The 25,530-nt window shown below is 56.5% G+C and carries 24 protein-coding genes; 7 read left to right on the top strand and 17 right to left on the bottom strand.

The window, feature by feature from the left end; genetic code table 11:
* Positions 1-146 precede the first annotated feature (146 nt).
* Together JQC75_RS14040 and JQC75_RS14035 are read right to left on the bottom strand one after the other, a co-directional pair.
* Positions 147-323, bottom strand: a complete 177-nt coding sequence (locus JQC75_RS14040) for a hypothetical protein (RefSeq protein ID WP_203324672.1) — start codon at positions 321-323, stop codon at positions 147-149.
* A gap of 31 nt (positions 324-354) precedes the next feature.
* Positions 355-921: a MarR family winged helix-turn-helix transcriptional regulator gene (locus tag JQC75_RS14035; protein WP_203324671.1), complete on the bottom strand. Its 567-nt coding sequence runs from the start codon at positions 919-921 to the stop codon at positions 355-357.
* Between the two features lie 91 nt (positions 922-1,012).
* On the opposite strand from JQC75_RS14035, the gene JQC75_RS14030 reads away from it, so the two are divergent.
* Together JQC75_RS14030 and JQC75_RS14025 are read left to right on the top strand one after the other, a co-directional pair.
* Positions 1,013-1,759, top strand: a complete 747-nt coding sequence (locus JQC75_RS14030; RefSeq protein ID WP_203324670.1) for a hypothetical protein — start codon at positions 1,013-1,015, stop codon at positions 1,757-1,759.
* Between the two features lie 10 nt (positions 1,760-1,769).
* Positions 1,770-2,327, top strand: coding sequence for a peroxiredoxin family protein (locus JQC75_RS14025; protein WP_239002013.1), 558 nt, complete (start codon positions 1,770-1,772; stop codon positions 2,325-2,327).
* Between the two features lie 108 nt (positions 2,328-2,435).
* On the opposite strand, the gene JQC75_RS14020 is transcribed toward JQC75_RS14025, so the two are convergent.
* Positions 2,436-4,067 carry a DEAD/DEAH box helicase gene (locus tag JQC75_RS14020; protein WP_203324669.1) on the bottom strand — a complete coding sequence of 544 codons (1,632 nt, stop codon included), beginning with the start codon at positions 4,065-4,067 and terminating at the stop codon, positions 2,436-2,438.
* Positions 4,068-4,308: 241 nt separating this feature from the next.
* On the opposite strand from JQC75_RS14020, the gene JQC75_RS14015 reads away from it, so the two are divergent.
* Positions 4,309-4,836, top strand: coding sequence for a hypothetical protein (locus JQC75_RS14015; RefSeq protein WP_203324668.1), 528 nt, complete (start codon positions 4,309-4,311; stop codon positions 4,834-4,836).
* Between the two features lie 66 nt (positions 4,837-4,902).
* Here the strand turns inward: JQC75_RS14015 and JQC75_RS14010 are convergent, their stop codons facing one another.
* The 5 genes from JQC75_RS14010 to nirK form a co-directional block, all read right to left on the bottom strand.
* Entirely contained in the window at positions 4,903-5,721 is an 819-nt protein-coding gene (locus JQC75_RS14010; RefSeq protein ID WP_203324667.1) for a Crp/Fnr family transcriptional regulator, read from the bottom strand.
* A 92-nt stretch (positions 5,722-5,813) separates the two neighbouring features.
* On the bottom strand, positions 5,814-6,287 hold the full coding sequence (locus JQC75_RS14005; protein WP_203324666.1) for a copper chaperone PCu(A)C: 474 nt from the start codon (positions 6,285-6,287) through the stop codon (positions 5,814-5,816).
* Positions 6,288-6,316: 29 nt separating this feature from the next.
* Positions 6,317-6,976, bottom strand: a complete 660-nt coding sequence (locus tag JQC75_RS14000; RefSeq protein WP_203324665.1) for an SCO family protein — start codon at positions 6,974-6,976, stop codon at positions 6,317-6,319.
* Between the two features lie 14 nt (positions 6,977-6,990).
* Positions 6,991-7,887, bottom strand: coding sequence for a hypothetical protein (locus JQC75_RS13995; RefSeq protein WP_203324664.1), 897 nt, complete (start codon positions 7,885-7,887; stop codon positions 6,991-6,993).
* 103 nt (positions 7,888-7,990) lie between these two features.
* Positions 7,991-9,172 (bottom strand): copper-containing nitrite reductase, encoded by a 1,182-nt coding sequence (nirK, locus tag JQC75_RS13990; RefSeq protein ID WP_203324663.1) that lies wholly within the window; start codon positions 9,170-9,172, stop codon positions 7,991-7,993.
* Positions 9,173-9,469: 297 nt separating this feature from the next.
* On the opposite strand from nirK, the gene JQC75_RS13985 reads away from it, so the two are divergent.
* From JQC75_RS13985 to cydC, 3 genes are all read left to right on the top strand, one after another.
* Positions 9,470-10,735 (top strand): DUF3626 domain-containing protein, encoded by a 1,266-nt coding sequence (locus JQC75_RS13985; RefSeq protein WP_203324662.1) that lies wholly within the window; start codon positions 9,470-9,472, stop codon positions 10,733-10,735.
* 244 nt (positions 10,736-10,979) lie between these two features.
* Complete coding sequence (gene cydD, locus JQC75_RS13980; RefSeq protein ID WP_203324661.1) at positions 10,980-12,764, top strand: heme ABC transporter permease/ATP-binding protein CydD; 1,785 nt, start codon at positions 10,980-10,982, stop codon at positions 12,762-12,764.
* A 4-nt stretch (positions 12,765-12,768) separates the two neighbouring features.
* Positions 12,769-14,496: a heme ABC transporter ATP-binding protein/permease CydC gene (gene cydC, locus JQC75_RS13975; RefSeq protein WP_203324660.1), complete on the top strand. Its 1,728-nt coding sequence runs from the start codon at positions 12,769-12,771 to the stop codon at positions 14,494-14,496.
* Between the two features lie 122 nt (positions 14,497-14,618).
* On the opposite strand, the gene JQC75_RS13970 is transcribed toward cydC, so the two are convergent.
* The 5 genes from JQC75_RS13970 to JQC75_RS13950 form a co-directional block, all read right to left on the bottom strand.
* On the bottom strand, positions 14,619-14,795 hold the full coding sequence (locus tag JQC75_RS13970) for a helix-turn-helix domain-containing protein (protein ID WP_203324659.1): 177 nt from the start codon (positions 14,793-14,795) through the stop codon (positions 14,619-14,621).
* A gap of 120 nt (positions 14,796-14,915) precedes the next feature.
* Entirely contained in the window at positions 14,916-18,092 is a 3,177-nt protein-coding gene (gene putA, locus JQC75_RS13965; protein WP_203324658.1) for a bifunctional proline dehydrogenase/L-glutamate gamma-semialdehyde dehydrogenase PutA, read from the bottom strand.
* Positions 18,093-18,350: 258 nt separating this feature from the next.
* On the bottom strand, positions 18,351-18,953 hold the full coding sequence (locus tag JQC75_RS13960; RefSeq protein ID WP_203324657.1) for a TIGR04211 family SH3 domain-containing protein: 603 nt from the start codon (positions 18,951-18,953) through the stop codon (positions 18,351-18,353).
* Between the two features lie 127 nt (positions 18,954-19,080).
* Entirely contained in the window at positions 19,081-20,352 is a 1,272-nt protein-coding gene (locus tag JQC75_RS13955; RefSeq protein ID WP_203324656.1) for an inorganic phosphate transporter, read from the bottom strand.
* A 15-nt stretch (positions 20,353-20,367) separates the two neighbouring features.
* Positions 20,368-21,048 (bottom strand): TIGR00153 family protein, encoded by a 681-nt coding sequence (locus tag JQC75_RS13950; RefSeq protein WP_203324655.1) that lies wholly within the window; start codon positions 21,046-21,048, stop codon positions 20,368-20,370.
* A gap of 231 nt (positions 21,049-21,279) precedes the next feature.
* Between JQC75_RS13950 and JQC75_RS13945 the strand changes: the two genes are divergently transcribed.
* Positions 21,280-22,758 carry a CYTH domain-containing protein gene (locus tag JQC75_RS13945; RefSeq protein WP_203324654.1) on the top strand — a complete coding sequence of 493 codons (1,479 nt, stop codon included), beginning with the start codon at positions 21,280-21,282 and terminating at the stop codon, positions 22,756-22,758.
* Positions 22,759-22,893: 135 nt separating this feature from the next.
* Here the strand turns inward: JQC75_RS13945 and JQC75_RS13940 are convergent, their stop codons facing one another.
* The 4 genes from JQC75_RS13940 to JQC75_RS13925 form a co-directional block, all read right to left on the bottom strand.
* The gene (locus tag JQC75_RS13940; RefSeq protein WP_203324653.1) at positions 22,894-23,730 is read right to left on the bottom strand and encodes an ion transporter; all 837 of its coding nucleotides are present in this window, start codon (positions 23,728-23,730) and stop codon (positions 22,894-22,896) included.
* Between the two features lie 32 nt (positions 23,731-23,762).
* The gene (locus JQC75_RS13935; protein WP_203324652.1) at positions 23,763-24,092 is read right to left on the bottom strand and encodes a hypothetical protein; all 330 of its coding nucleotides are present in this window, start codon (positions 24,090-24,092) and stop codon (positions 23,763-23,765) included.
* On the bottom strand, positions 24,089-24,736 hold the full coding sequence (locus JQC75_RS13930; RefSeq protein ID WP_203324651.1) for a hypothetical protein: 648 nt from the start codon (positions 24,734-24,736) through the stop codon (positions 24,089-24,091). Before JQC75_RS13930 ends, JQC75_RS13935 begins: the two co-directional genes overlap by 4 nt.
* Positions 24,737-24,835: 99 nt before the next feature.
* Entirely contained in the window at positions 24,836-25,525 is a 690-nt protein-coding gene (locus JQC75_RS13925) for a PspA/IM30 family protein (RefSeq protein WP_203324650.1), read from the bottom strand.
* Positions 25,526-25,530 lie beyond the last annotated feature (5 nt).

The raw sequence follows: 25,530 nt of genomic DNA, 5'->3' as shown, positions 1-25,530 counted from the left end.
AAATTCGTCTGAAATGCTAAAACACGTGTTTACGAACCGTTTTTAAGGAGAGAGTGTGGCGCAGTGCCGCTGACGCTCTACCAATGGCGAGTGCCCCGGAGCACGGCACCCCATGCTCGCGGCCATGTACCTTGCCGACGACAGGTTCAGGCAGTGTTACTACCGCTTCGGCGAAGGCGCGGCAGCCCATGCTCGCGGCCATGTACCTTGCCGACGACAGGTTCAGGCAGCTTTACGACCGCTTCGGTGAAGGCACGCCAGCGCTGATGCATGATAGTCTGCTGGCCTGTGGGGCTATCGATAGAGGTCTTGTGTACTTTCATAAAAAACCGGCGCAATACAGTTTTTTATTTACTAATCAATACGTTCATATTCACGGCAGATAAGCCGTGTATCCGCCTCAGACAGGGCTTCTCCGGTCAGACCGCATTGGAAATGCCCTTCGGCAGGGCTTTGGTTGTAGCGGCACTGGCGGCACACGCCAAAGGTGCGGCCACCATTGGCCTGTTGCAGCTGCTTTAAAAGCTCAGCGAGGGAGCCTTGCAGCCGGGTGTCGAATCCATGCTCTGTGTGCAAGGCACAAAGCAGGGGAGACTGGGCCAGTTCGGCGAGCAGTGCCAATCCAGCCTCAGAGGGTTTGAGGTGCACCACCCGCTTGTCTTTGGCATCGCTCTGGCGCTCAATCAGCCCCTTTTTCTCCAACACCTTCAGCGTTTGCGATACGGTTCCCTTGGTCTGGCCCAGGTATTCACACAGGGCCATCAGGGTGTCTGAGTAGCGGTTGCACTCTCCCAGATAGCACAGGGCATCGAACTGCACCGGAAGCAGCCCCAACTCGACTAATTTGTTTCGCCTTTCGCCGCGCAGCAGCGCCGCAATGCGTTCCAGCAACTGCTGGATCTGGATGGTTTCTGAGGTCATGAAATAATTGTATCGCCTCGAAACTATGTTGACAAGGCTGGATCATTTTGGTTTTAATTGTTTCGACTCAAAACAATTAAGGAGATCCACCATGAAATCGTCACAACTTGCCATTGCAACCCTGTCAGGCTTGCTGTTCAGCGCAGCCGCAATAGGCCACGGCGCCCATCAGGGCGGTATTCAGGCCAAAACCGATAAGGCGATAGAACCCGCCTTTGACATAGTGCACGCCAAAATCACCACCAAGGGCAATGTGGCAACCTTCCACATGGGCGTTGCCGGTGAAGCCGGGGGCCTCACTCCCAACGCCGGTGGCAAGCTCGCGGGCGCCTCGGCCTTTGCCTACGTATGGCCGACCAGTATCGACAGTGGCGAAGTGGGCTTTGAAGCCGGGGCAGGTATTCTGGCGCTGGCGGTGGCGAGTCACCCGGACTTCGACGATACCCCGCTGTTCGATGAAAACGGCGACAACAATACCGACAACGATGGCGACCTTTGGCACAGCCACTGGGTGGTATTGGCAGCGGATGAGGCATGCGGCCCCGGAAAGCTCAAGGTGAAGGATATTCCCGAAGGAGCGCGCCCCAAGTTGCCCAAGACCTGGCCCGGGTTGCCGCTGTTTATCGACAGTCCCGGCTTCGACCCGCTGCTGAGCGGCGACAGAGTCGAGGTGAAGGTGCCTTTCGACAATATCGATGTTGTCACGTCCGCCAGCTTTGATGGGGTAACGTCCGGGCTCAGGGTCAGCGCCAATCTGCATACGCCGCTGTTTTGCGTGGTGGATGTGTTCGATGTGGCCTCAGGGGATCTGAGTCTGCCGGGTAAGGTAAATCACTGAGGAACTGGTTATGTCGCACGTTGAATTCCCGCTGGCACCGGCGCTTGCCGCCAGTGGCTGGCTCAATACGCCAAAACCCTTAAGCCTTGATGATTTTCGTGGCAAGCCACTGCTGATTTATGTATTTCAGATGCTGTGCCCTGCATGCATCAGCCATGGTCTGCCGCAACTTGCCCGGGTGGCAAATAGCTTCGGTGATGAAATTGCCATCATGGGGCTGCACTCGGTGTTTGAGCACCACGGGGTGATGGGGCCAGAGGCGCTGCAGGCCTTTGTGCATGAGTATCGGCTCAGGTTTCCCATTGCCATCGACCGTCCGGCTGGACGTATTCCCGAGACCATGGCTCGCTGGGGATTTCAGGGCACGCCGACCCTGGTGCTGCTGGATGCCGATGGCCGGGTGAGGATGCAACACCTGGGGCCGTTGGAAGATATGAAACTCGGTAAGATGATAGGAGCCCTGCTGGCAGAAACATCTGAGAATGCGGTGAATTCCGACAATGCAGCTCATCGCACTTCAGCGGCATTTGAACGAGGTGATTGTGATGATATGCGCTGCAGCCTGTAGCCCAAGCTTCTGTAGCCAGTAGCTTGAAGAGAGCGGGCAGTGATGAAAACAGCCCGCAAACAAAAAACCGGCCATTGGCCGGTTTTTTATTGTCTCGCTTGGGCAAGATTACGCCTGATTGCGATCGCCACCTTTGGCATTGCTGCGGGGGCGCTGCTGGCCCTGAGCACGCTGCTGGCCCTGTCCCTGGGGGCGATTGCCGCTGCGGGGCTTATTGCCGGCGGCTCTGTCAGTGTTCGGGCGGTCGGTGCGTGGCTTGTCGTTACGAGCGCTGTCACTACGGATATCGCTGCGGCCGCTTTCGCTGCGAGCGTTGTCGCTACGGGCTTTGTCGCTACGGGCTCTGTCGCTGCGTGGTTTGTCAGTGCGTGGCTTTTCAGCGCGAGCCTGGTCGTTACTGCTTCTTTCCCGGCGCGGCTGTTCGCTGCGGGATGGGGCTTTGTCCTGCAGGTTCCGCTCTTCCTGCGCTCGGCTGCCCTGGCGCTGTTTGGGCTGTGCATTGCGGCTCTGGCCCTGTGGCTTGCGCCCCTGGCTCTTATTGCCCGGCTTGGCACCTTGCTGACTTCCAGGCTTGGACTTACCCTGATTTTCGCTTGGCGGCAGGCCGTGAACCGGTTCAAAACCCACAAACTCTTTGCGGGGCAGCGACTGCTTAATCAGCCTTTCAATATCCCTTAATTGCTTGGCTTCCTCATTGCAAACCAACGAGGCCGCTTCACCGCTGGCGCCGGCGCGACCGGTGCGGCCGATGCGGTGCACGTAGTCTTCCGGCACGTGGGGCAGTTCGAAGTTCACCACGTTGGGTAACTCACTGATATCAATGCCGCGGGCGGCAATGTCGGTGGCAATCAGCATGCGGATGGCGCCGCGTTTGAAGTCGGCCAGCGCCTGGGTACGGGCGTTCTGGCTCTTGTTGCCATGGATGGCGGCGGCCTTGATGCCTTCGGCTTCCATCTGGCGTACCAGGCGGTTGGCGCCGTGCTTGGTGCGGCAAAATACCAGCACCTGCTGCCAACGGTAAAAACGGGTCAGCTCGGCAAGCAGGGCCGGCTTTTGGTTTTTGTCCACCGGGACTATCCATTGCTTTACCGACTCGGCGGCACTGTTTCTTGGGGTAACAGATACCTCGGCGGCATTGTGCAAGAGTCCATGGGCGAGGGTGCGGATTTCCGGCGAGAAGGTGGCCGAAAACAACAGATTTTGTCGTTTGGCCGGCAGCAATTTCAGGATGCGCTTGATGTCGTGGATAAAACCCATGTCCAGCATGCGGTCGGCTTCATCCAGCACCAGAATTTCCAGACCATGGAAGCTCACGGCATTTTGCTGGTGCAAATCCAGCAGGCGGCCCGGTGTGGCCACCAGAATGTCGATACCACGGCGCAGGGTGGTGATTTGTGGGCCAATGCCCACCCCACCAAATACCACGGTGCTTTTCAGCGGCAGGTACTTGCTGTAGGCGCTGATGTTGTCGGCTATTTGCGCCGCGAGCTCGCGGGTTGGGGTCAGGATAAGGGCACGCACCTGCTTGGGGCCTGCCTTTTGGGTTTGGGACAACAATTCGAGCAAGGGCAGGGTAAAGCCTGCGGTTTTGCCGGTACCGGTTTGGGCTGCGGCGAGCAAATCCCGGCCTTCAAGCACCACAGGAATGGCCTGGGCCTGAATGGGAGACGGGGTTTTATAGCCCTTATGATCGAGGGCTTTGAGGATGGGCGCCGACAGGCCCAGTGAGGCAAAACTCATGCAGTCTTCTCTTGCTTGCAGGAAAGGTGTCCGGACAGGCTTGGTGGCCAGACCCGTAACAGGGGGCGCAAGCTTACCAAAGCACCGGGCATGCCGCCATGTAAATGGCCGCAAACCTGCGTTTATTTGTTGGTTATCCTCGTTCATCCCCGTTTAAGGCGATTCTGGAACACTGTGGCAACACGGGGCGGCATAGTTCTCTATGCCTTGTTTATGGATAGTTGATTTAAAGGAAAAGGCAATGACACAAAAAATTCTTACCTTGGCATTGGGTGCCCTGCTGATGTCTGGATGCGGCTGGTTTGGGGGCGATGAAAAGGCGGCCATGGAGCAGGCCTGGCTCGCGCGTAATGCTGACATTCAGCAAGCGGTTGAGCAAATTCGCGCCGAGGGGCTGGATGCTGTGGTGAAGAGCGCTGAGGCAGGTTCAGTGGCGGCCTGTGTGGCCAATAAGCTTGCCGACGACCCAGTGGGTGAGCTGGTCAAGGTTGAAGGTGCGTTGGTGGAGTCTGCCAAGGTGGCTGAGCTGCTGGCCAATGTGCAGTCTATGATGGAGCAGGAGTTTGACCTGCAAAGTGCGGCGGCCCTCCTGCAACAGGGCGCCGATGTGGCGGCCTATGCCAAGGCCTTGATTGAACAGGAGGGGTTGGAAGGGGCCTCCCAAACATTGGCGCAGATGGTAAGCCAGGCACAGTCTTTCGCCGGTCAGGATCTGGGGCAACACTTCAAGACCCTGATTGGCAGCTGTGAAACCCCGTCCGGAACCTGACACATTCAGTCAGGAATCTGACCAACTGAGCCAGCTTGCCGCCAGCCCCAAACCGGCTCAGTCTGTTTAACCCACGCTGGCCGGGATCCTGTCCGCCAGCGTTCTGGCATTCAAGGGGGTTTTGTTCGCGGCCGCGGCCTGTTTCAGCGCCGCTTTCTTGATGGCCATGGGGCAACGGCCACAGGCGGCAGGCTCAAGCTGCTGAATACTTTCGTAAAGACGGCTGAGGTCCGGAATATTAATCAGCCCCCGCGACTCTTCTATCATGCCCTCACTGTTCATCTTTTTTATCAGCCGGGAGAAGGTTTCCGGCTGAATCGACAAGCGAGACGCCAGGGTACGTTTGGGTACATCCAGGGTCAGCATGCCGCTGTTGTCCCCGGAAGGTTTGCTGTGCCTGAGCAAAAACATCAGCAGCCGGTTCTCGGCGTTTTGCAGCGATAGATTTTCAATTTCCTGAATATCCTTGTGCAGACGCATGCTCATGGCCGCCATCACGGCGATGCAGGCATCCGGGCTCTGCTTGAGAATGGCAAGATAGGCCTCAGCATCAAAACTCACCAGCTCGCAGGCCTGCACCGCCTGAGCCGATACCGGGTAAAAAGGTTCCTGATTGAAAATCAGTGCCTCAGCAAAGGAATGATTCGGTCGCACCACTTCCAGTACCTTGAGCTGGCCCTGGGCGCTGGTGATATAGAGTTGCAGGTTGCCTTTGAGCACCAGATAAAAGCGTTTGGCCGGATCCTGACGGTGAAAGAGGTGCTCCTGTGGCGCGAGGCTGATTCGACCGGCTCCCGCCAGCAGCTGCTCCAATTGCCTCGGCGCAAGGGGAGAGAAAAGATGGTGCTGGTGAATAATCTGACTGGTTTGAATGTCGGTGATCATGCTGCCCCCCGGCTCGGTTACTGAAGGGCAGACTAAGTCACATTTCCATTCAAATCATTGATCTGGATCGCCTTAGGTGGATAAGGCCGGGATCAGTGATGATGCTCATGGCCCGAGGCCATCATCTTTCCTTGCCCTGCTATCACAGGCGCTTCCACCCGTGCGGTTTCACCGTTGTCAAAGTGCAGTGTCAGTGCGACTTGTTCCCCGGTTGCCGGGGGCGCCTGCATGTCCAGCAGCATGCCGTGATAGCCCATGGGGGCGAGTTTGACCATCTCATGGGCGGCTACCTCGATGCGCTCGACGCGCTGCATTTTCATCATCTCCCCCTGTTGAATACTCTGGTGCAGTTCAACCCGGCCAAGGGGCGTTTCTATGGCGGTGAGGGCGATGGATGAGTCGCTGCCATTGTGCAGTGACAGGTAAACAGGCACAGCCCTGGCATTGGGAGGCATGGCCCTTATCCAGGCATCGTGGACCATGACCTCCCCTGCGAAGGGGGCGCTGGAATTGACCAGAGCCAGCAGCAGGGCGGGTTTGATGAGGCGTCTGAAACTGAATGTCATGATGCTTTTCCTTAAGAGTCGTGGTTTGACTAACCCTGGGCTTCAGGATTGAGCAGAGAGGAAATGTCGGCCTGCATTTCGTCCAGCGGCGTGCCAGTGTAAAAGAAGCCCCGCACCCGGCCTTCGGGGTCGAGTACAAAAATCTTGGCGGTGTGGGAATAGAGATAGCCCTTTCCGGCGCTGCCCTGACGTTCAAGACGGAGCTTTTTGTACTCGGTCGTGACCTTATCGTCGGCGAGTTTGCTGTAATCGGCGTGATACATGGCGGCCACTTCATCGATTTTGGCCCGTTCGTCCACCAGACCGATAAAACTGGGGTCAAAGTAGCTCAGGTATTTGTTGAGGTGTTTTGGGGTGTCGTAATCACTGTCGATGCTGACAAAGAGCACCTGAATCCGGGCGCGTTCCTCCGCCGGCATTTTTTGCATCAGCTGGCTGATATGGGCCATGGTGGTGGGGCAAATGTCGGCGCAGTTGGTATAGCCAAAAAACATCATCACCACCTTACCGCGAAAGTCGCTGAGGTTAACCTGAGTCCCTTTACTGCTTTGCATGCTGAAATCGCCGCCAATGCCTTTGAGCACAGGCATCTGCGCCTGTACCTGGGCAGTGGCAAGCACGAACAGCAAAGACAGGATGGATAAGGCGTTGCCGACGAAGGCGGCTGCTTGAATACGCTTGTTTATCATAAGGCTCTCCTGGCTTAGCACCGGACTTCGGCGCCAAGATCGGTCACTGGGGGGAGAAAGCGCTCCCGATACGCAGAAATTTTTGCCTGTCCATCCTGCAGGATGAGCGTCATATCGACCTGGAGTTGGGACAGCTCTTCTTCACCCCGGGCGTTTTGTGCCCGCCATTGGTATTCGAAGCTCACCTGGTATTCCCCCGGTTGCACGCTGGACTGCAATATCAGATTTTTGATTTCCCGCCGGCTTGATTGATGTTGCAGGCTTTCGAGGTAGCTGAGATAGGCCTCTGCCGTGTTGATTCCCCTTTCCGGCGTGATAAAGCTGGCACCGTTGGTAAAAGGGGGCAGGGCGTTTGGATAACGGGTGCCCGGCGCATCCAGCTGAGCCGTCCAGCGATAAATCAGGGCCCGGATAAGGTTGGTGTCGGCGGAGGGGCGAAAGCGAGAGTCAAAGTCGTCCTGCTCGTGCACCTCGGTACTGTGCGCCGTTAAAGCCATGGCAGCATCAAAACTCAGGGTGACTTCGAGGTAGTGTCCCCGGGTTATGTCGCCGGGTGATGGAGGCAAAAACTCCAGGGACACTGAAGCCTGTAAAGGCGAGCCATCGCGCGCTGCTGGCGTGGTGGCTGGTAATGGTGTGGCGGCGGGCAGTGGCGTGATGGCGAGAATATGATGGGCACCGCCGCCCTGTGTGCCCTGATACTCCGGGAGTGTAACAGCCACCGCCTGCTCACCGGATACAGTGGCTGTTCCTGAGTCCAGTGCGCCATACCACTGATAAACCGCAGCTTCCAGCCGGTAGTCTTTCAGTGGCTCGGCGGCCAGCAGGGGCTGGCTGAGTGGCCACACAAAGGCGCTCAACCATGCAAGCTGGCGTGCCCGAAACCCTGTGGTATGGCGCGGACCGGTCATATCAGACTCCTTAACCGGGCCTCCTGGCCCGGCGTAGCAAGGTGCTTACGGCGATGGCTTACCCATTGGGGTTTCTCGCCGCGGTATGTCAGAGGACAACAGCTCAGGCGATGGCGCTGGGCTTCCTCACCTGTACCATCAGGTTGTCATCCCACTCGCCGTCCACCTTGATGTGGGCTGCAGCGCCTTTCATGATGGCCTCAATCAGGTTGTGGTTAACGTAGGCGTGCAGACCTGGCTGGCGGAAGGTGTAGAGTGCAGCGGCGGCGCTGCCACCGGCCACCATCCAGGTTTCCAGATCCCGCTGTGGCCTATCGGCGAAGGAGCCTGCGGGCCACACATAGTCACCGTGACCGCCGATGATATGGGGGCGGGTGTCGCGGTTGGCCTGGGAGTGGATAAAGAGCACCGACTCACCCACCCTGGCATTCAAGGCCTGTTTGCCGGTCAGGGCGCCCACACCACCGTTGAAGACGATATGGGAAGGCAGCAGGGTTTTCATGGTGTTGAGCACTTCTTCCATGCTTTCCATCAGTTGGTTGTAACGTTTGTAATTGCCCTGGGCATCCTTGGGCACGTAGAAGTCAGCTTCGCCAATGTAATAGGCGCGGTCGTAATGCAGCGGATTGCCGTCGCCGTCACTCAAGCCTTCCCGTGGCAGCACCATGATGGCGCCATGCATGCCCATGGCCACGTGCCAGGGGATCATGATGCCGCCCGGGGCACAGTGGTAAACAAAGGTGCCGGCCTTGGTGGCCTTGAAGCGGAAGGTGACTTCCTGCCCGGGGGCAACCAGAGTCAGCTCGCCGCCGCCCATTGCGCCGGTGGCGGAGTGCAGGTCGATATTGTGCGACAGCACATTGGTCTTGGGGTTGACCAGAGTCAGCTCAACATAATCATGCTGATGGCACACAATGAGCGGTCCGGGCACACTGCCGTTGAAAGCACACACCCAGGCATAGACGCCGTTTTCCAGCTCAATTTGTTTTTCTTCCACTTCGAGACGTACTTCAATGACCTTGGGTTTGCCGCTGGCGACCTGATCATGTTTGGGTACGAATGGAGGGGGCACCAGCTCTTGTTTTACGCGCTCCAGTTGATCGGCGGTGTAGTTGGCCATGCGATCGCTTTTGGCCTTGGTGCCTGCGGTGGTGGCATTGGCTTGGCTGGCCATCAGCCCGGAGGCGAGCCCCAGTCCCACGAGGCCTGCGCCCACAGAACCACCCAGAAATTGTCTGCGGTTGGTGTCCACGCCATGTTCGATAGATTGCTGTTCGTTTTTCATGCCAAACTCCATGGTTGTGATATCGCGTGATGGTTTTTTATGGCCTCCCTGTGTGGAGGCGCTTTGTGTTGAGAATCCTTTTCTGGTGACTAAATTATCGCCATGGGCGAAAAAGCAATTGATGAAGGTCAACTGACGAAAAAAACTTTCCGTTAACGTCAAATGAACAGATAACTAACTGATGAGAGATGAGAAAATGCTTCTCATTAAAGGCTGTTAATTTAGATGGAGAGCCAGCGGCCGCTCTGCTATCTTTGCAGTGTTTTCAACCTTTTCCGGCCAGCCACAAGGAGCATGATGCCGCGATCGCCGAGCAGCCAGTATCTGGCGATAGAAAGCCTGAGTCGTTATGCCCGGGAAGAGCGTGAATCCGCCCTCGGGATCATCCGTAATGTGCTGCAGATGTCAGACATCGCGCCGGGACGATTCAATGCGGCCATGCAGGCCGTGGCCATCCATGGTCGCATTGCCTTGCACTTTCATCCGGACAGGCTCGATTCCCGGGGGCTGACGGTGGCTGAAGGCCTGTTGCAGGACGGGCGTTATCGTTGCCAGTTTGAAACCCATATTTCGTCCGGTCTGTTATCGCCTGAGATTGGTGGTGCCCGGGATCACTGGGAGCGGCAATTTTTCCGAGAGCTGACAACTGACATAGCTGCCCGCCCCAAATACGGCGCCCTCGATTTACTGCTTGCTCCCAATGGTCCGGCACCGCGGTTTGGCAGTTGCTACTTCCTGACAAAACCGGAAGTGCTGTCGCGGGCCACCTTCTGTTTTAACGATTCTTACCGCAATCCCCGCGACAAGGGCACAGCGGACGCCTTTGAGATGGTGATGGCGGCCTTGCTGACCGAGAGTTTCGAGCGGCGTTACGCCCTGGGTGAGCATGGCCTGGCGCCGGCCAAACTGGTGGAGAGGCTCGTCTCGACCCTGGGCGAAGACATAGGCCTCAGATTTGAGCGCGGCTTGTCGGGCAATCTGGATCACTATATCGAGGCGCAGATCCACGGGCCGCTGCTTTTGGCAGAGGACATAGAGGCGCTGGTGGCCGACCCGAGTTTCAGAGGCACAGAGATTGAACCCCTGCTGCGCGCGATTGCTGAGCGTTATCAGATAGCTCTTTACTGGCATTCGGGCCTGAGTCTGGATGTTGAGCATGTGGTGCGGGATTTTCGCGGTGCAGGCATGCCGTCACTGGCGCAGCGAGTCGCCATCGATGGCACAGTCACGGCCTATGCCATCGGTGTTGCGGCGCGGGAAGTCAGCCGTTTTCCAACCCGCTGGCGCGCCCGGGGTCATAAAGCCGAGGTAATGAGCGAGCTCAAATGGTTGTGGCATCTCTTGGTGCGTTACGGCGCAGCCCGTGATGAACGAGAGCCGTCTTTCAGGGGCGATGAGTTGGCATCGCTTCAGGAAACCGCCCACTCCGAGTCAGGGCCTGGCAATGATGCTACCTGCGACAAAGAGACATTCAGAGAAGATGGTCTGGAGGAAGCGTTAACCACAGAGGGGTCTCACGCCGGTGATGCGGCGGCGACAGCCAAGGACAATTCAGCAAGCTGACTGCCTGTTCCTGGTGGATATTCTTTTCCCTGTTTATGCTAAAACGCCATCGCCAACCGGCCACACCCCCAACACACAAGGGGTTGGCTTAACTCAGACTTAAGCGTTTTTTTGATCCAGCGCAAATTCTGTGAATCCCTTAACAAATCCACCGACTTGGGTTTCCTCCTCCTTCAAACACTGAGATACTGCCTCCCTGCCGTAATTCCCGGCCCCGGTCAAGGGGCGTTGGCGCAGGATATACATGGACAAATCCCTCGAAAAACAACTTGCCTTCTGGCTCAAATCCCGTAAGGCCGCCTGTGGTCCTTTTCTGCTGCTGAGTGTTGCGCTGGGCCTGCTCGCTGGTTTGTTACTCATAGGCCAGGCCTGGCTGCTCGCCAGTATGCTGAGCGCCGTGGTGATGCAGGGTGAAACCATCTCAGCCGTTGGGGCTGAGATAACCGCACTGCTGGGGCTTATCATCGCCAGAGCGGCGGTGGCGTGGGGACGTGAGCGGGTCAGCTTTGAAGCGGGCCGCCGCCTTCGCACTGAGCTCAGAGGCGAGGTATTAAACCGTCTCTCGGCACTGGGCCCTGCCTTCATCAAGGGCAAACCCCTTGGCAGTTGGGGCGCCGTGGTGCTGGAGCAAATCGAAGATCTGCACGACTTTTACGCCCGCTATCTGCCGCAGCTGTCGCTGGCTGCCATGATACCTTTGGTTATTCTCGCCTGTGTGTTTCCGCTGAACTGGGCCGCAGGGCTGATTTTGCTGGGCACGGCGCCACTCATTCCACTCTTTATGATCCTGGTTGGTATGGGGGCCGCCGACGCCAACCGTAAGCACTTTGCTGCCCTCTCAAGGTTGTCAGGGCACTTTATGGACAGGCTCAGGGGCATAATTACCCTCAGGCTATTCGACAGAGCAGAAGCCGAAGGACGGGCTATCGAAAAAGCCTCAGACGAATTTCGAAGCCGCACCATGGCGGTGCTGCGCATGGCCTTTTTAAGTTCGGCGGTGCTGGAATTTTTTGCCGCTGTCAGCCTTGCCCTGGTCGCCGTTTATTTCGGCTTCAGCTACCTGGGGCACCTGGATTTTGGCCATTACGGCCAGAGTATCAGCCTCTTTACCGGCCTCTTTGTGCTGATGTTGGCACCTGAGTTTTATCAGCCCCTCAGAGACATGGGTACCCATTACCACGCCAAGGCGCAGGCGGTGGCCGCCGCCGAGGCGCTGTCTGAACTGCTGGCCATCGATATCGATAAACAGCAAGGCAAGGAGCCACTTCCCGGCAGTTTCGATATCGAAGCACGGGATCTGAGTATTTACAGCCATCAGGGTGCGCTGCTGGCAGGGCCGCTGTCATTCAGCCTCAGGCAAGGTGAGCGCCTTGCCATTGTCGGGCCATCCGGGGCGGGCAAAAGCAGCCTCTTGCATGCGCTGCTCGGCTTTTTGCCCTTTAAGGGGGAGCTGACGGTCGGCGGTATACCTTTTACCGAGCTGGATATGGCCCAGTGGCGCGGCGCCGTGGCCTGGCTTGGACAGGAGCCACATCTCTTCCACGGCAGCCTTCGCGACAACATTGCCATGGGCAGAGAGCTTGGCGATGAGCAAATACATGGGTTGCTCGCCAAGGCGCAGATAGCGGATTTTGTGGCCGGGTCGGCCGATGGCCTGTCACACGCCATCGCCGAAGGTGGAGGCGGCGTGTCTGTGGGGCAAGCCCAGCGACTGGCGCTGGCACGAGCCCTGGCAGGGCAGCCTAAAATCTTCTTACTGGACGAGCCCGGCGCCAGCCTGGATGTGGACAGTGAGCGCAAGGTGATGGACAGCATTATGCGGGAGAGTGAGGGCCTGAGTCTGGTGATGGTGAGCCATCGCCTTGAAGCGCTGACTCAGCTCGACCGGGTGCTGGTGATGGATGCCGGCACCATTGTGGAGTCGGGGACGGCAGCGGAGCTTGCCAACGCCAACGGCCTTTTTGCCGAGCTCTTGTCTGAGTCGGGGCTTGCGAGCAGCCTGGACACCCCGGTGTGTGATGGGAGGTAAGGCCATGAACCTGATTAAACTTTTTTTACCTCTGCTTCGCCGTCAATGGTTGATGATGTTTACCGGTTTGTTACTGGCCTTTATCACCCTGGTGGCCGGAATCGGCCTGTTGTCACTGTCTGGCTGGTTTTTGTCGGCTACCGCGGTTGCGGGGCTGAGCCTTGCCACGGCGCAGGCCTTTAACTTTTTCACCCCGGCGGGTGGGGTGCGGTTTTTGTCCATTGCCCGCACCGCGAGCCGTTATGGTGAGCGCCTTGCCACCCACGAGGCCACCTTCAGACTGCTGACCGAGCTCAGGGTAAAGGTATGGCGGGCGCTGATGCCTCTGGCGGACAAGGATTTGGCGGGACTGCGGCAGTCTGAACTCCTCAACCGTTTGGTCGCCGATATCGACACCCTGGATCATCTGTACCTGCGTCTCCTGGTGCCCATGGGGGCCTTTGTTGCTGTGCTGCTGGCGCTGTTTGCCTTTATCGGATGGTTTGACTCGCGCCTCGCCATGCTGCTTTGTGGGGGGGTGTTGTTGGCGCTTTGCTGTATTCCCCTCAGTTTTTATCTGCTTGGGCGCAGCAGCGCCGTGGCGGTCGTCAATGAAAAGCGCCGCTACCGGGTGCAGTCCCTGGAGTTTTTGGGCGGGCTGGCAGAGCTGTGGCTGTTTGGGGCGTTGGATAAGTATCGTCATGATCTGGACCTTACCGAGCAGCAATGGCAACGTTCGCAGCGCACCATGGCAAGCCTGCAGGGGCTGTCGCAGGCGGTGCTGGTGCTGGTGCATGGCGTGCTCATCCTGCTGATGTTGGTCATGGCATCGAGCGGTGTCGGCGACAGGGTGCCCCCCGGGCCGTTGGCGGCCATGGTGCTCTTTGCCAGTCTGGCAGTGATGGAAATGCTGATGCCGCTCGCTGGGGCGTTCAGTCAGCTGGCGGGGTGTCTTGCTGCGGGCGACAGAGTCAATGACATTATCGACAAGAAAAGCGATATCGCGTTTGGCGATAAAGCGCAGCTGCCTGCCGGGGATATCTATTTCGAAGACATCGAGTTTGGTTACCAACCCCGGCATCCGGTGCTGTCACAGTTTTCTCTGCGAATCCGCCAGGGGAGCAGGGTGGCAGTGCTCGGCAAAACCGGGGTGGGCAAATCCAGTCTCTTTACCCTGCTGACCCGGGGATATAACCCCGACTCGGGGCGCATTCTGGTGGGGGAGACAGACATTCAGGATGTCACTGAAAAAGCCCTGCGCTCCGCCATCACAGTGGTGAGCCAGCGGGTGCATCTCTTCGCCGGTACCCTAAAGGACAACCTTGCCATGGCCTGTGAGACACCGCCCACCGATGTGGCGCTGATGCAGGTGCTGGAACGGGTAGGGCTGGGTTATTTGGCCGAGGGCAGCGACGGGCTCAAGCAGTGGATTGGCGAAGGCGGACGCTTGCTCTCGGGCGGTGAGACCCGCCGCATCGGCATTGCCCGAGCACTCTTGAAAGACAGCCCCATTTTACTGCTGGACGAACCCACAGAAGGCCTTGACCGGCGCACCGAGCGGCAAATGCTGGCCCTCCTGTTTGAGCACGCCAAAGACAAAACCCTGGTGATGATAAGTCACAGGCTCACCGCCATGACGGAGATGGATGCGATTCATATCCTGGAAAATGGCCGGGTGCGGGCCAGTGGCAGCCACGAGGCCCTGGTGGCTCAGCATCCGGAATACCGGGCTCTGTCCCTTTGCCGAGAGTAAGGGGCAGTCGAAAAAAACAGGGCAGCTTTGGCCCTGTTTTTTTATTCGAACTCATAAGGTTGTGTTCTTAAGATGATGCAGTATTCCCGGTTTACTCCCGGGCAGTGTCGGCTTCAGCCCGGCTAACCCAGGCGTTTGGAAAACTCCAGATAGCGCATCACTTCCTCTTCCCTGAACATAAGCTCATCGCCTTCGCCGACATTGGTCAGCAGGTGTTCCCTGGCGTAGCGTTTGATGGTGACGGCAGATTTATCGAGCAGCTTGGCAACTTCGTCCAGTGTCAGCAGTTTATCGCTCATTGGGCTGTTCCTCTGATGGCGGTCATAATCGGGGTTAATCAAGTATAGCCAATGACGCCGGCGTGCAAGGGGCACAAAAAAGCCGGGCAATAGCCCGGCTTTTTTAAGGGGAGTCGACTATCAGTCGGCGTCGCCCAGAGACAGCAGGGTCGCATTACCACCGATGGCGGTAATGTTGTTGGTGCGGGTCTTCTCGGTCACAAAACGGGTCAGGTAGTGTGGACCGCCAGCTTTTGGACCAGTGCCGGACAGGCCCTGACCACCGAATGGCTGCACGCCAACCACGGCACCAATCTGGTTGCGGTTGATGTACACGTTACCCACGTTCACCTTGTCGGCCACTTCCAGGGCATGGCCCTCGTTGCGGCTGTGGATGCCCAGGGTCAGACCGAAACCGGTAGAGTTGATGTCATCGATAACCTTCTGCAGATCGGCAGCCTTGTAGCGCACCACGTGCAGGATAGGACCGAAGTTTTCTTTGGTCAGTACCTTGATGGAGTCGATTTCCACCGCGGTTGGCGCCACGAAGTGACCGTTTTCGGTACCTTCCGGCAGGCTCAGTTGGTGAATGAGACGACCCACCTGCTTGATATGGTCGATATGGGCATTCAGGTTGGCCTTGGCAGCGGCATCAATCACAGGGCCCACGTCGGTTTTCACCGAACCTGGGTTACCCAGGGTCAGTTCATCCATAGCACCCTTGAGCACGTCCAGTACGCGCTCGGCGATGTCTTCCTGCAAATAGAGCACCCGCAGTGCAGAGCAGCGCTGACCGGCGCTGGTGAATGCGGAAGATACCACATCGTTCACCACCTGCTCAGGCTGGCTGGTGGAGTCAACCACCATGGCGTTCTGACCACCGGTTTCGGCAATCAGCGGAATGATGGCGCCATCACGACCGGCCAGGGCACGGTTGATGACCTTGGCAGTGGTGGTAGAGCCGGTAAAGCACACGCCGCCGATACGCTCATCTGAGGTCAGCTTGGCACCCACAAGGGCACCTGTGCCGGGCAGGAATTGCAGTACATCTTTTGGAATACCTGCCTCATGGGCCAGCTGTACGGCGCGGAAACCAATCAGGCAGGTTTGCTCTGCTGGCTTGGCAATGACAGTGTTACCGGTTGCCAGTGCGGCGGCTACCTGACCAAGGAAGATGGCCAGTGGGAAGTTCCATGGGCTGATACACACAAACACGCCACGACCCTGCAGGAACAGCTCGTTCAGCTCACCTGTTGGGCCTGGCAGCAGCTCGGGCTTGCTCATCATCTTCTTGGCCTGCACCGCGTAGTAACGGCAGAAGTCCACTGCTTCGCGCACTTCGTCGATACCGTCCTGGATGCTCTTGCCGGCTTCGCGGGTACACAGGGCAATCAGCTCTTCGCGGTTTTCTTCCAGCAGATCCGCAAGCTTTTGCAGGGCATTGGCGCGGGTCTCAACCGGGGTGCGGCACCAACTGGCAAATGCCTTGTCGGCACCGGCAATGGCCTGCTCGATGGCTGCTTCGCTTGCGAAGGCGACCTGGCCCACTTTCAGGGTGGTGTTGTAGGGGCTGACCACGTCACGCACTTCACCCGACAGGGTCTCACCGTTGACCAGCGGGCCTGCGCTCCACTGGGTGTCCTTGAATTTTTCCAGGGCCGCGAAGAATGGCTCGGATTCGGAAATGATGTTCATATTGAGTCCCTTGGAATTTTTGCGCTCAGCACCGAAGATATCGGCGGGCTTAACTATTTTGTTGTTTGCCAGGGTCTTGTAGCCTTGCAGGGTTTTCAGCGGATGGGTCACCAGCGACTCGATGGGCGTCTTGGGATCCACCAGTTTGTGTACAAATGAGGTGTTGGCACCGTTTTCCAGCAGACGACGCACCAGGTAGGGCAGCAGGTCCTTGTGGGCACCAATCGGGGCGTAGATGCGCACTGTGGGTACGGCCGCTTCGGCCAGCACAGTGTCATAGAGTTCCTGTCCCATGCCGTGCAAACGCTGGAATTCAAACTTGCGATCGCCCACCATGGCGGTGATGGCGGCAACAGTCTGGGCGTTGTGGCTGGCAAACTGCGGATAGATTACGCCGCGGGTCGCTTCAGACAGCAGGTAACGGGCACAGGCAAGGTAAGACACATCGGTGGCAGCCTTGCGGGTGAACAGCGGATAGCCCGCTTCACCGGCCTGTTGGGCCCACTTGAGCTCGCTGTCCCAATAGGCGCCTTTCACCAGACGCAGCGGGATTTCATCGCCCTGTTCTTTGGCAAGGCGGGTCAGCCACATGAGTACCGGCAGGGCGCGCTTGGAGTAAGCCTGCACCACAATACCCAGTAAACCCCAACCCTTGGCGGCGTCAGACTGGTACAGCTTCTTGAAGAGTTTCAGTGACAGTTCGAGACGGTCCACTTCTTCGGCATCAATCTGGATACCCACGTTCAGACGACGTGCCTGCCCGATAAGTTTGATCAGGGTGCCATACAGCTCGGTCATTACCCTGTCTTCATTGGCCACTTCGTAGCGTGGGTGCAGGGCTGAGAGCTTGATGGAAATAGTGGGGCGCGGGGCTTCGCTCTCATCGAACTTGGCCGTACCCAGTGCCTCAATGGCATTGGCGTAATCGCGATAATACTTGTCAGCGTCCTTCATGGTCAGGGCGGCTTCGCCCAGCATGTCGTAGGAGTGGGTGTAACCCAGCTTACGCTTGTCGGCGGCGTTTTTCAGGCCTTCTTCGATGGTACGACCCAGTACGAACTGCTTGCCCATGATTTTCATGGCGGCGTACATGGCCTGACGGATAACAGGCTCACCCAGACGGTTTACCAGGCGGCTCAGCAGGTTGCTTGGGGTGCCGTCGAGATTCTTGTCGAGCTGGACGATTTTACCGGTCAGCATCAAGCCCCAGGTGGAGGCGTTTACCAGCACAGAGTCGCTCTTGGACATGTGCTCATCCCACTTGGCACCGGACAGCTTGTCGGCAATCAGGGCATCGGCGGTTTCGGCATCGGGAATACGCAGCAGGGCCTCGGCCAGACACATGAGGATAATGCCTTCCTGGGTTTCCAGGGAGTACTGCTGCAGGAAGGCATCGATGCCAACCATCAAACCTTTCTTCTCGTATTGGCGAACCTTGGCCACCAGGTCGTGGGCACGGCTGGTGATGCGCGCGATTTCTTCGTCGCTCGACGGAACCAGCGCAATCAGTTCTTTGAGGTAGGCTTCCTCATCAACGATGTAGTTTTGACTGATCAGACTGAACAATTCGTCGAGATTGGCGTTGTCGTAACGACCTGCCAGTACTTCACTCGCTTTGAACATAGTTATCTTTCCATCTGGGCCGGTTAAGGGGGTATCGGGCACGCTCACTGGGGGTGGCCGACGCTCCGGCGGACGCCTTTATTTCATTTTGTATACAATTTGACGTCTCGGGCGCGCAAATTATACATGCAAAATGTGATCGGCGACACTGGATGGGGAGGGAATGTGAAGATTGTTTGATTTGGATTGGGATAAGCGTGCGTAACGCCCAATTGACAAGGCCCCACTGTTTGAAATCAATGGGGCCTTGGGCCGATATCAGTTCATCCAGCGGCCGCTTCGGCGCCTTTGCGGACGGGGTAGATACACCAGAATGACTCCCACCAGAATACCGAGCGCGGCAATAAGGCCACCCTCCTGCCACAGGCGGAAACGCTCGTTGTTTTTCAGCGACTGCATTTCGGATTCTGCCTGCGCTCTTGCGGCTTCGGCATTGTCCTTGTCGGTGATGGCGGTTCTCACCAGCTCATCGGCCTTGGCAAGCTGCTCACGCAGACCACGGATGGTGCCATCGGCGTCTTTGAATTCTTCCCGCACGGCAGCGAGTTCGGCACGATTGTCTTCCAGCGCTTTCACTGCCTCTTCCAGCTTTTGTTTCAGGCTCTTGTCACTGCTCAGAGCATCACTGCGAACCCAGCCATCACGGCCACGATGGTCGACGATTTCTGAAAAGTCACCCGAGGTTTTGCCGGTGAAAGACACCTGGGTGCCTGCGTTGATGCTGCCCAGAATGCGGTACTCGTTGCCCGGGCCATTATGCAGGTAAATGTAGATGTCGTCGGAAATATAGCGCGGCAGATTTTCAGCCAACAGGGCCGGGGAGAGGAGCAGGGCTCCGGCAAGAAACAAGGGTCTGAACACAGATTACATCCCATCAGCAAAAGTGTGCCACCATGCTAGGGATTTGGCGGCGCCAATGCAAGAGGGAAGTCTCGCGACTTCCCTCTTGTTTTTGGCTTGTTGTCAGTGGTTTAAGCTGTTCAATTGCTTATCCGCCGAACACACCCCAGATGATGTAGAAGAAGATGATGGACAAGCCGGCACCTGCTGGCAGGGTGACTACCCAGCTGACAACGATGTTACGTACCACACCGATGTTAATCGCAGCGATACCACGTGCCATGCCTACACCCAATACCGCACCCACCAGAGTCTGGGTGGTGGAGATTGGCAAACCTGTACCCGAGGCAATTACCACGGTAGAGGCGGCAGCCAGCTCGGCAGCAAAGCCACGGCTTGGGGTCAGGTGAGTGATGTTTTTACCAATGGTTTGCATCACGCGCTTACCGAAAATTGCCAGACCAAACACGATACCGAAGGCGCCCAGAGGCAAAATCCACCATACCAGTGCAGACTTGGAGGCAATCTCACCACCGCTGTTAACCACAGACACGACGGCAGCCAGAGGGCCGATGGCGTTGGCTACGTCGTTTGAGCCGTGGGCAAAGGCCATACAACAGGCAGAAACCACCATCAGCACGGCAAACACTTTTTCCACGTTGGCAAACTGGGTGTGGCGGTCAGCTTTTTCAGCCATTTTCAGGCGGCCGATAAAGAGTTTACCCACAATGGCAACGGCGATACCGATGGCGATGGCCAGTGCGTAGGCTTCCAAAGGAGAGAAGTGCAGACCTACGTGCTTCAGCCCCTTCTTGATGGTGACCAGTGACATCACAAAACCGGCCAGTGCCATGTAAAACGGCACGTAACGCTTGGCGTTTTCCAGCGGGTTATCGGTGTTGAAAATCAGCTTCTGGGCACTTTGGAAAATCAGGAAGGCGATAAAGCCGGAGATGGCGGGGGTTACAATCCAGGAACCCACGATACCGGTTACCTTACCCCAGGCAACGGCTTCAGAGCCGACACCCACAGCGGCGAAGCCGATGATGGCGCCCACGATTGAGTGGGTGGTAGACACGGGCCAGCCCAGCGCAGAGGCTACAACCAACCAAATACCCGCCGCCAGCAGTGCGGCTATCATGCCATACACAAGCAGGTGCGGTACTTCGGTAAAGTAGCTGGCATCAATAATGCCGTTACGTATGGTACTGGTTACTTCACCACCGGCCAGATAAGCGCCGGCAAATTCGAAAATCATCGCAATGATGATCGCCTGCTTGATGGTAATGGCATTGGAGCCAACCGAGGTTCCCATGGCGTTGGCTACGTCATTGGCGCCGATACCCCAAGCCATCAGGAAACCGAATGCGGCCGCGATGGCAATCAGCCACGGGCCATAGGTGACAAATATATCAACCATTTTTTATAACCTTCGTTATACGCGAGCCAACATCAGCTCAAGGCGGGAACCGACACGCTCTGAGAGATCGGCCAAGTCGCCAACCCACTCGATGATCTTATAAAGGAACATCACATCAACGGCGCTCATGCCTGCTTCAACGGCATAGAGACCGCGGCGTACGGTGATTTGCAGTGCGTCAGTATCTTCTTCGATGGCATCGAGTTCACTGACCATTTTTTCTACCAGGGCGACTTCACGACCACGGAAACCGGCTTCAAGCAGTTCGTCGAGTTCGTTGATAGCTTCTTTGGCCATGGCCACAGCGTCCAGACAACGCTTGAGGTAAGCCATAAAAGGTTCCTGGATAGGTGCAGGAATGACGAGGTTACGGCCTATGATGCGGCCGGAGATGTCTTTTGTTTTATTGGCAATCTTGTCTTGCTGGGTCAAAAGCTCCAGCAGGTCAGTCCGTTCTACAGGCATGAACAAACCACCGGGCAGGGTCAAACGGATTTCACGCTTAAGGGCGTCCGCTTCTTTTTCTGCTTTGTTGATTTGCTTGCGAAGCTCTGTGGCTGTATCCCAATCTCCTGAAGTAGTGGCTTCGAAGAAGGGGATGAGGAAGTTGGCGCACTCGTGCACTTTATCGATGTGCTCTTGCAGCGGCTTGATTGGCGATTTTGCAAACACGCCCAAAATGGAGTTTACTGGCATAGCCGTTTACCTATGTAGGTTATTCCACTATTGGAAATTGCGGGCGCATGGTAACCCAAGCGTCCACGTATTGAAACTGTGTTTTTACCTAAAAAACGCAAGTCTTTATACTATCGGGTTATAACCTAACCCACGGCGCGCATCATACTGAAGAATTGTGACAACAGTATGACATTATGACGCTTAGGTGTCAGTTTGATGAATTTTTGATGAACTCCAGGGTCCTTTTCAATGGAAGCCGAGATAGAACTCAAGCTTTTTTTCCTTCCCGAATATAAAGATAGCCTCATTCAGGCACTCAATAACAGATTTACGCACAGTATCCGCGACGATGCAAAGTTGAGCAACGGATACTTTGATACTCCCGACATGCAGCTGCGTCAGTGGGATATGGGCCTCAGGGTGCGTGGTCGCAATGGCAAGCGCGAGCAAACCATCAAGACCGCAGGCAAGGTGGTAGGCGGTATTCATACCCGGCCCGAATATAACGTCGATATCGAGGCTGATTCACCTGTATTGTCTCTGTTTCCTGAACATATTTGGCCTGAAGGCGCAAACCTGAATGAAACGCAGGCCGAGCTTGCCTGTATTTTCAATACCGATTTCAGACGTCTCACCTGGTTGGTGGAAGAAGGCCGCAATCGCATCGAAATCGCCCTGGATCAGGGGCTGATTTGCGCTGCGGGTAACGAAGAGCCCCTGTGTGAGCTGGAGTTTGAACTGATGGCCGGCGAGCCTTTGGCTCTCCTTGATTTGGCTGCAGAGCTCGCAAACACCATCCCTTTACGTTTGGGGAAGGCCAGTAAGGCGCAGCGCGGTTATCGACTCGCCGGAATGGCGACCAAAGCGGCTCCCCAGGCGCTTGAAACCATTCCGCTTGACCCTGACGACAGTGCCGAGCACGCCCTGACGACCTTACTGGAAACCGCCCTCGAACGTTGGCAATTGTTGGAAGACCTGCTGGGGCAATCCGTGGACGATCCCAATGGCAGCGCTTCGCTTTGGTTAAGGATGCGTACCTGCATTGGACTGCTTGAAGCCAGCTGCCGACAGTTTACTCTGTTAACGCCCGAGCTTGAGGCAGGCTTCAACGACATTCGTCAGGCCTTTGGGTTTGTGGACGAGCTTATTGCGCTTACCTTTATTGCGGAAAACCGGGATTCGTTGCTTGGGCGGCGTAAAGATGCACTGCACTGGCAGCAGGAGGCACAGGCGCGTCTCGGCGCTCAGCCATCGACCGAACGACTGCAAGCGCTTTGGCGCATGCCAGCATACGGCCGGGTGCAGTTAGCGCTGGTTCGCATATTGATGTCGCCCAAATCGATGGCCGAAACCGGGCTTCGTCAGGTGGCAGATGCCCTGCAGCAGGCATCCCGGGAAAGCATTCAGGGCTTGATGCCAGAACAGGGTTCAGAGAGTCCAAGAGCCTGTGACTTTTTGCGTTTAGGCAGTGCCCTCGATGAAGCGCTGCTGGTGGGGCTTGCCTATGGTGAGCTCTACAGCAGCGATGCCAGGCATCAGTACCGGGCACCCTGGCAGGACCTGCGTCGCGGCATAGATACCCTGAGAGCTTATGTTCTGCTCGGGGAGTTGGCTGGCCCCGCTACCGAGATGCAGGAGTGGCTCGATGATAAGTCCTTGAGCCTGATGCATGCACTGGAGCAGAGCCGCCGCTCGGCATTAACCCAATTGCCTTACTGGCAGACCTGATTCATGTGTGGGTCGATGATGTCCCAAATAGCCCGATAAGGCGGGTGATTTGATTCTGAGCATGCATAGAAACGAAAACGCCCGGGTAAGTCGGGCGTTTTTATTCATTATCAGCAAGTCTTTAAAGACGAAGAGTCATTGCTCCGCTTGTTTGTTATCGGCGCCTTCCTGGGCCGGCGTATACCTGGCTTCTTTGAGTGCATGTTTGAGCGCGGCCATTTCCCTCAGCATGTTGGCCTGATTGTCTTCCATGCGCCTGAGCGCCGCTTCCAGCTCATGGCGAATATTTTCGGTCTGGGCCTCCTGTCGCTCTTCCTCGTCCGGCGCAACAAATACCGAAGCCATATAGCCCGAAATAATACCGAAAAAGCTGACACCACAGACGATGACCATGGAGCCGACTATGTGCCCGGCGGTGGTGACAGGATAATGATCGCCATAACCCACGGTAGAGATGGTCACCATGGCCCACCAGATAGCCTGCTCGGCGGTGAGTATGTTTGAGCCGTCAGCTGGGGACTCCACCAATAAGATGGCCACAGAGGACAGGGTCAGAATGGTAACCAATGCCACCAAGAGGCTCGCCAGCGTTGCCTGGCGTCTTTGTCTGAGCATGTGAGCCAAAAGGGAGCGACTCATGCGAATAAGTCGGATGACCCTTAGAATTTGAAACAGACGGGCGAACCTGAGGGCTTCGATGGCCGGGATGCTGGCGACAAAGTCAATCCAGTGATCCCGGATGAAGTGCCATTTATTGGCAGCTTTAAAAAGCCCAACAAAAAAGTGCAGCAGAAAAATACTGCAAATGCCGGTATCGATAAAAAGCAGCAGCCGATAGGTTTCGGCATCGAGGCGACCAAAGGTCATCACCAGGACCACAATCACGGCCAGCAAGGACAGGAGCATCATCGCCAGTTCTATCGGCTGTGGGCTTTTATTGGGTTTTACGTGCATGTTTGTATGTTCCGGCATCCGACTCCCCCGAGCCTTTAATGGGCTGTTACTCAGTTTTCAGAAACAAAATTGACCAGGTCTTCCAGTACCCGCTTTTTAATTTCAAGCTGACAGTCGGCACTCAATCCGTATTTTTCGGCCAGTCGAACATAGTCCTCGGGACTCAGTGATACTGTGAGCCTGGGACGGGTCGGCCGCTTGGCAACCGGCAGGCCCAGGATGGAGCGAATTTGATCCGATGGGCTGCGATTGGCATCCAGGGCGGCTTTGCGGATCTGGTACTGAAATTTTTCGTCCAAATCGAAGGCAACCTGAGTCGCCTTGGCGGCCTTTTGATTTTGCAGCCAGGTTTCCGGCAGCGGGTGTTTAGTCTTGGTCATGATGGGGTTCCTGGCCAGTACTCTCGAATAATCCCAAGGGGCTTTGTCAGGCCGACGAGCACGTCTGTCTCTCCGCCTTCGAACACTTCCACTTCCACCGAATAGGTTTCGCTCGCATCTTCCAACAGATAGCGCTCAAAGGGCTCTCCCGTGGCACCGTTCGCATCCTGAGGTGGTTTAAGACCCCGATAGTCTTCGCGGTGAAAGTAACCGAATTGAGCAAATACAACCTCATGGTATTGATTTGCAACCCATTGCTCAAGATGAGATGGAACCTGCTGCGTCGAGAGGCTTGCCTTGCAATCTTCTTCAAAAATATCGCTGAAGGCATCCAGGTCAAACAGGGTTTCTACGTCACCACGCTGTATCTTGAAGCTGAAGCACAGCGCTGGCTCATCGTCATCTACCAGACCCATGTAGAGGGTATCGCCACCGGCCCCTTTGAGCTGCCATTCGGTTTCCTGACTGCGCTCAAACTCATAGGTATTGACCGCAATCACTTCCAACGACTGGCCACGGAGTTGCTTTGGCAGGCCAAAGTCGTTGTCCAGGCTGATAATATCGCCTTTTTTCAGCTCTTTGGGGTGCTTAATGACTCTGGGGGGAACCGGCTTGTCACCGAAAAGGCTTTTGAAAAAACTCATGTCAGAGCTCCGTGCGCGGAAGATGTGCATAACGGGTGGTACAGAACAAACGCAAACACCCGGCGCCGTTTGGCCCGGGTGTTGTATGTATCGAGGCGATTAGCCTTTACGGGCTTTAAGCCTTTCAAGCACTGCATTGGCATCGCTCTTTTGCTCGCCGATGCCGGCTTCAGCCAGTTTGGCAGCCAGTGACTTGTCACTGTTTTCACTCTCGAGGGTTTCTGCGGCCTTCATGCGGTCATCAAACTGTTGCTGACGGGCCTTGATACGCTCTAGCGACTCTTTGGCATTCAGCAGCTTGGAGTTGCTTGAGGCAAAAGAGTCTGTGATGGAGGCGGTGGCTTTTTGCACGCTTTCGGTGGTTTTTACCATCGACAGTTGACGCTGATAATCGGCCAACTGACGCTCGGTTTTCTTCACCAGCTCTTTTAGCTTGGCGGCGTTATTGGAGAAGGCCTCATTGGCAGATTGTTGCTCGGCCAGTTCCTGCTCGAGCTGGGCAATCTTTTCGGCCACTTCCAGAGCCAGTGCCTCATTGCCTTTTTCCAGCGCCTGGGTCGCATAGCCTTCATGCTCAGCAATGGTGCGCTTCAAGCGGTCAACTTCACGGGCGGCAGCCATTTCTTTGGCCATGACGTCGGTGAGATCACGCTTGGCTTTGGTCAGGTGCTTTTCGGCGTCGCGAATTTCCTGCTCAAAAATACGGGTCGAGTTAGCGTCGACAATGTTTTGGCCAATTTCGTTGGCGCCACCGCGAAAGGCGGTCAGAATTTTGTTGAGAATGCCCATAATGC

It is taken from the genome of Shewanella litorisediminis, from assembly GCF_016834455.1.
In the GTDB taxonomy this organism is placed as follows: domain Bacteria; phylum Pseudomonadota; class Gammaproteobacteria; order Enterobacterales; family Shewanellaceae; genus Shewanella; species Shewanella litorisediminis.
Note: the sequence above shows the minus strand (reverse complement) of the source record. Positions and strands in the feature narration are given on the sequence as shown.

Coding starts and splice junctions, on each gene's coding strand:
- JQC75_RS14020 (WP_203324669.1), bottom strand. CDS start 4,067: ATGAGTTTTGCCTCACTGGGCCTGTCGGCGCCCATCCTCAAAGCCCTC.
- JQC75_RS13985 (WP_203324662.1), top strand. CDS start 9,470: ATGCCGCGATCGCCGAGCAGCCAGTATCTGGCGATAGAAAGCCTGAGT.
- JQC75_RS14030 (WP_203324670.1), top strand. CDS start 1,013: ATGAAATCGTCACAACTTGCCATTGCAACCCTGTCAGGCTTGCTGTTC.
- JQC75_RS14035 (WP_203324671.1), bottom strand. CDS start 921: ATGACCTCAGAAACCATCCAGATCCAGCAGTTGCTGGAACGCATTGCG.
- JQC75_RS13955 (WP_203324656.1), bottom strand. CDS start 20,352: ATGGTTGATATATTTGTCACCTATGGCCCGTGGCTGATTGCCATCGCG.
- JQC75_RS14005 (WP_203324666.1), bottom strand. CDS start 6,287: ATGACATTCAGTTTCAGACGCCTCATCAAACCCGCCCTGCTGCTGGCT.
- JQC75_RS13945 (WP_203324654.1), top strand. CDS start 21,280: ATGGAAGCCGAGATAGAACTCAAGCTTTTTTTCCTTCCCGAATATAAA.
- JQC75_RS14000 (WP_203324665.1), bottom strand. CDS start 6,976: ATGATAAACAAGCGTATTCAAGCAGCCGCCTTCGTCGGCAACGCCTTA.
- putA (WP_203324658.1), bottom strand. CDS start 18,092: ATGTTCAAAGCGAGTGAAGTACTGGCAGGTCGTTACGACAACGCCAAT.
- JQC75_RS13940 (WP_203324653.1), bottom strand. CDS start 23,730: ATGCCGGAACATACAAACATGCACGTAAAACCCAATAAAAGCCCACAG.
- cydC (WP_203324660.1), top strand. CDS start 12,769: ATGAACCTGATTAAACTTTTTTTACCTCTGCTTCGCCGTCAATGGTTG.
- nirK (WP_203324663.1), bottom strand. CDS start 9,172: ATGAAAAACGAACAGCAATCTATCGAACATGGCGTGGACACCAACCGC.
- cydD (WP_203324661.1), top strand. CDS start 10,980: ATGGACAAATCCCTCGAAAAACAACTTGCCTTCTGGCTCAAATCCCGT.
- JQC75_RS13995 (WP_203324664.1), bottom strand. CDS start 7,887: ATGACCGGTCCGCGCCATACCACAGGGTTTCGGGCACGCCAGCTTGCA.
- JQC75_RS13930 (WP_203324651.1), bottom strand. CDS start 24,736: ATGAGTTTTTTCAAAAGCCTTTTCGGTGACAAGCCGGTTCCCCCCAGA.
- JQC75_RS13925 (WP_203324650.1), bottom strand. CDS start 25,525: ATGGGCATTCTCAACAAAATTCTGACCGCCTTTCGCGGTGGCGCCAAC.
- JQC75_RS14015 (WP_203324668.1), top strand. CDS start 4,309: ATGACACAAAAAATTCTTACCTTGGCATTGGGTGCCCTGCTGATGTCT.
- JQC75_RS13935 (WP_203324652.1), bottom strand. CDS start 24,092: ATGACCAAGACTAAACACCCGCTGCCGGAAACCTGGCTGCAAAATCAA.
- JQC75_RS14040 (WP_203324672.1), bottom strand. CDS start 323: ATGAAAGTACACAAGACCTCTATCGATAGCCCCACAGGCCAGCAGACT.
- JQC75_RS13950 (WP_203324655.1), bottom strand. CDS start 21,048: ATGCCAGTAAACTCCATTTTGGGCGTGTTTGCAAAATCGCCAATCAAG.
- JQC75_RS14010 (WP_203324667.1), bottom strand. CDS start 5,721: ATGATCACCGACATTCAAACCAGTCAGATTATTCACCAGCACCATCTT.
- JQC75_RS14025 (WP_239002013.1), top strand. CDS start 1,770: ATGTCGCACGTTGAATTCCCGCTGGCACCGGCGCTTGCCGCCAGTGGC.
- JQC75_RS13970 (WP_203324659.1), bottom strand. CDS start 14,795: ATGAGCGATAAACTGCTGACACTGGACGAAGTTGCCAAGCTGCTCGAT.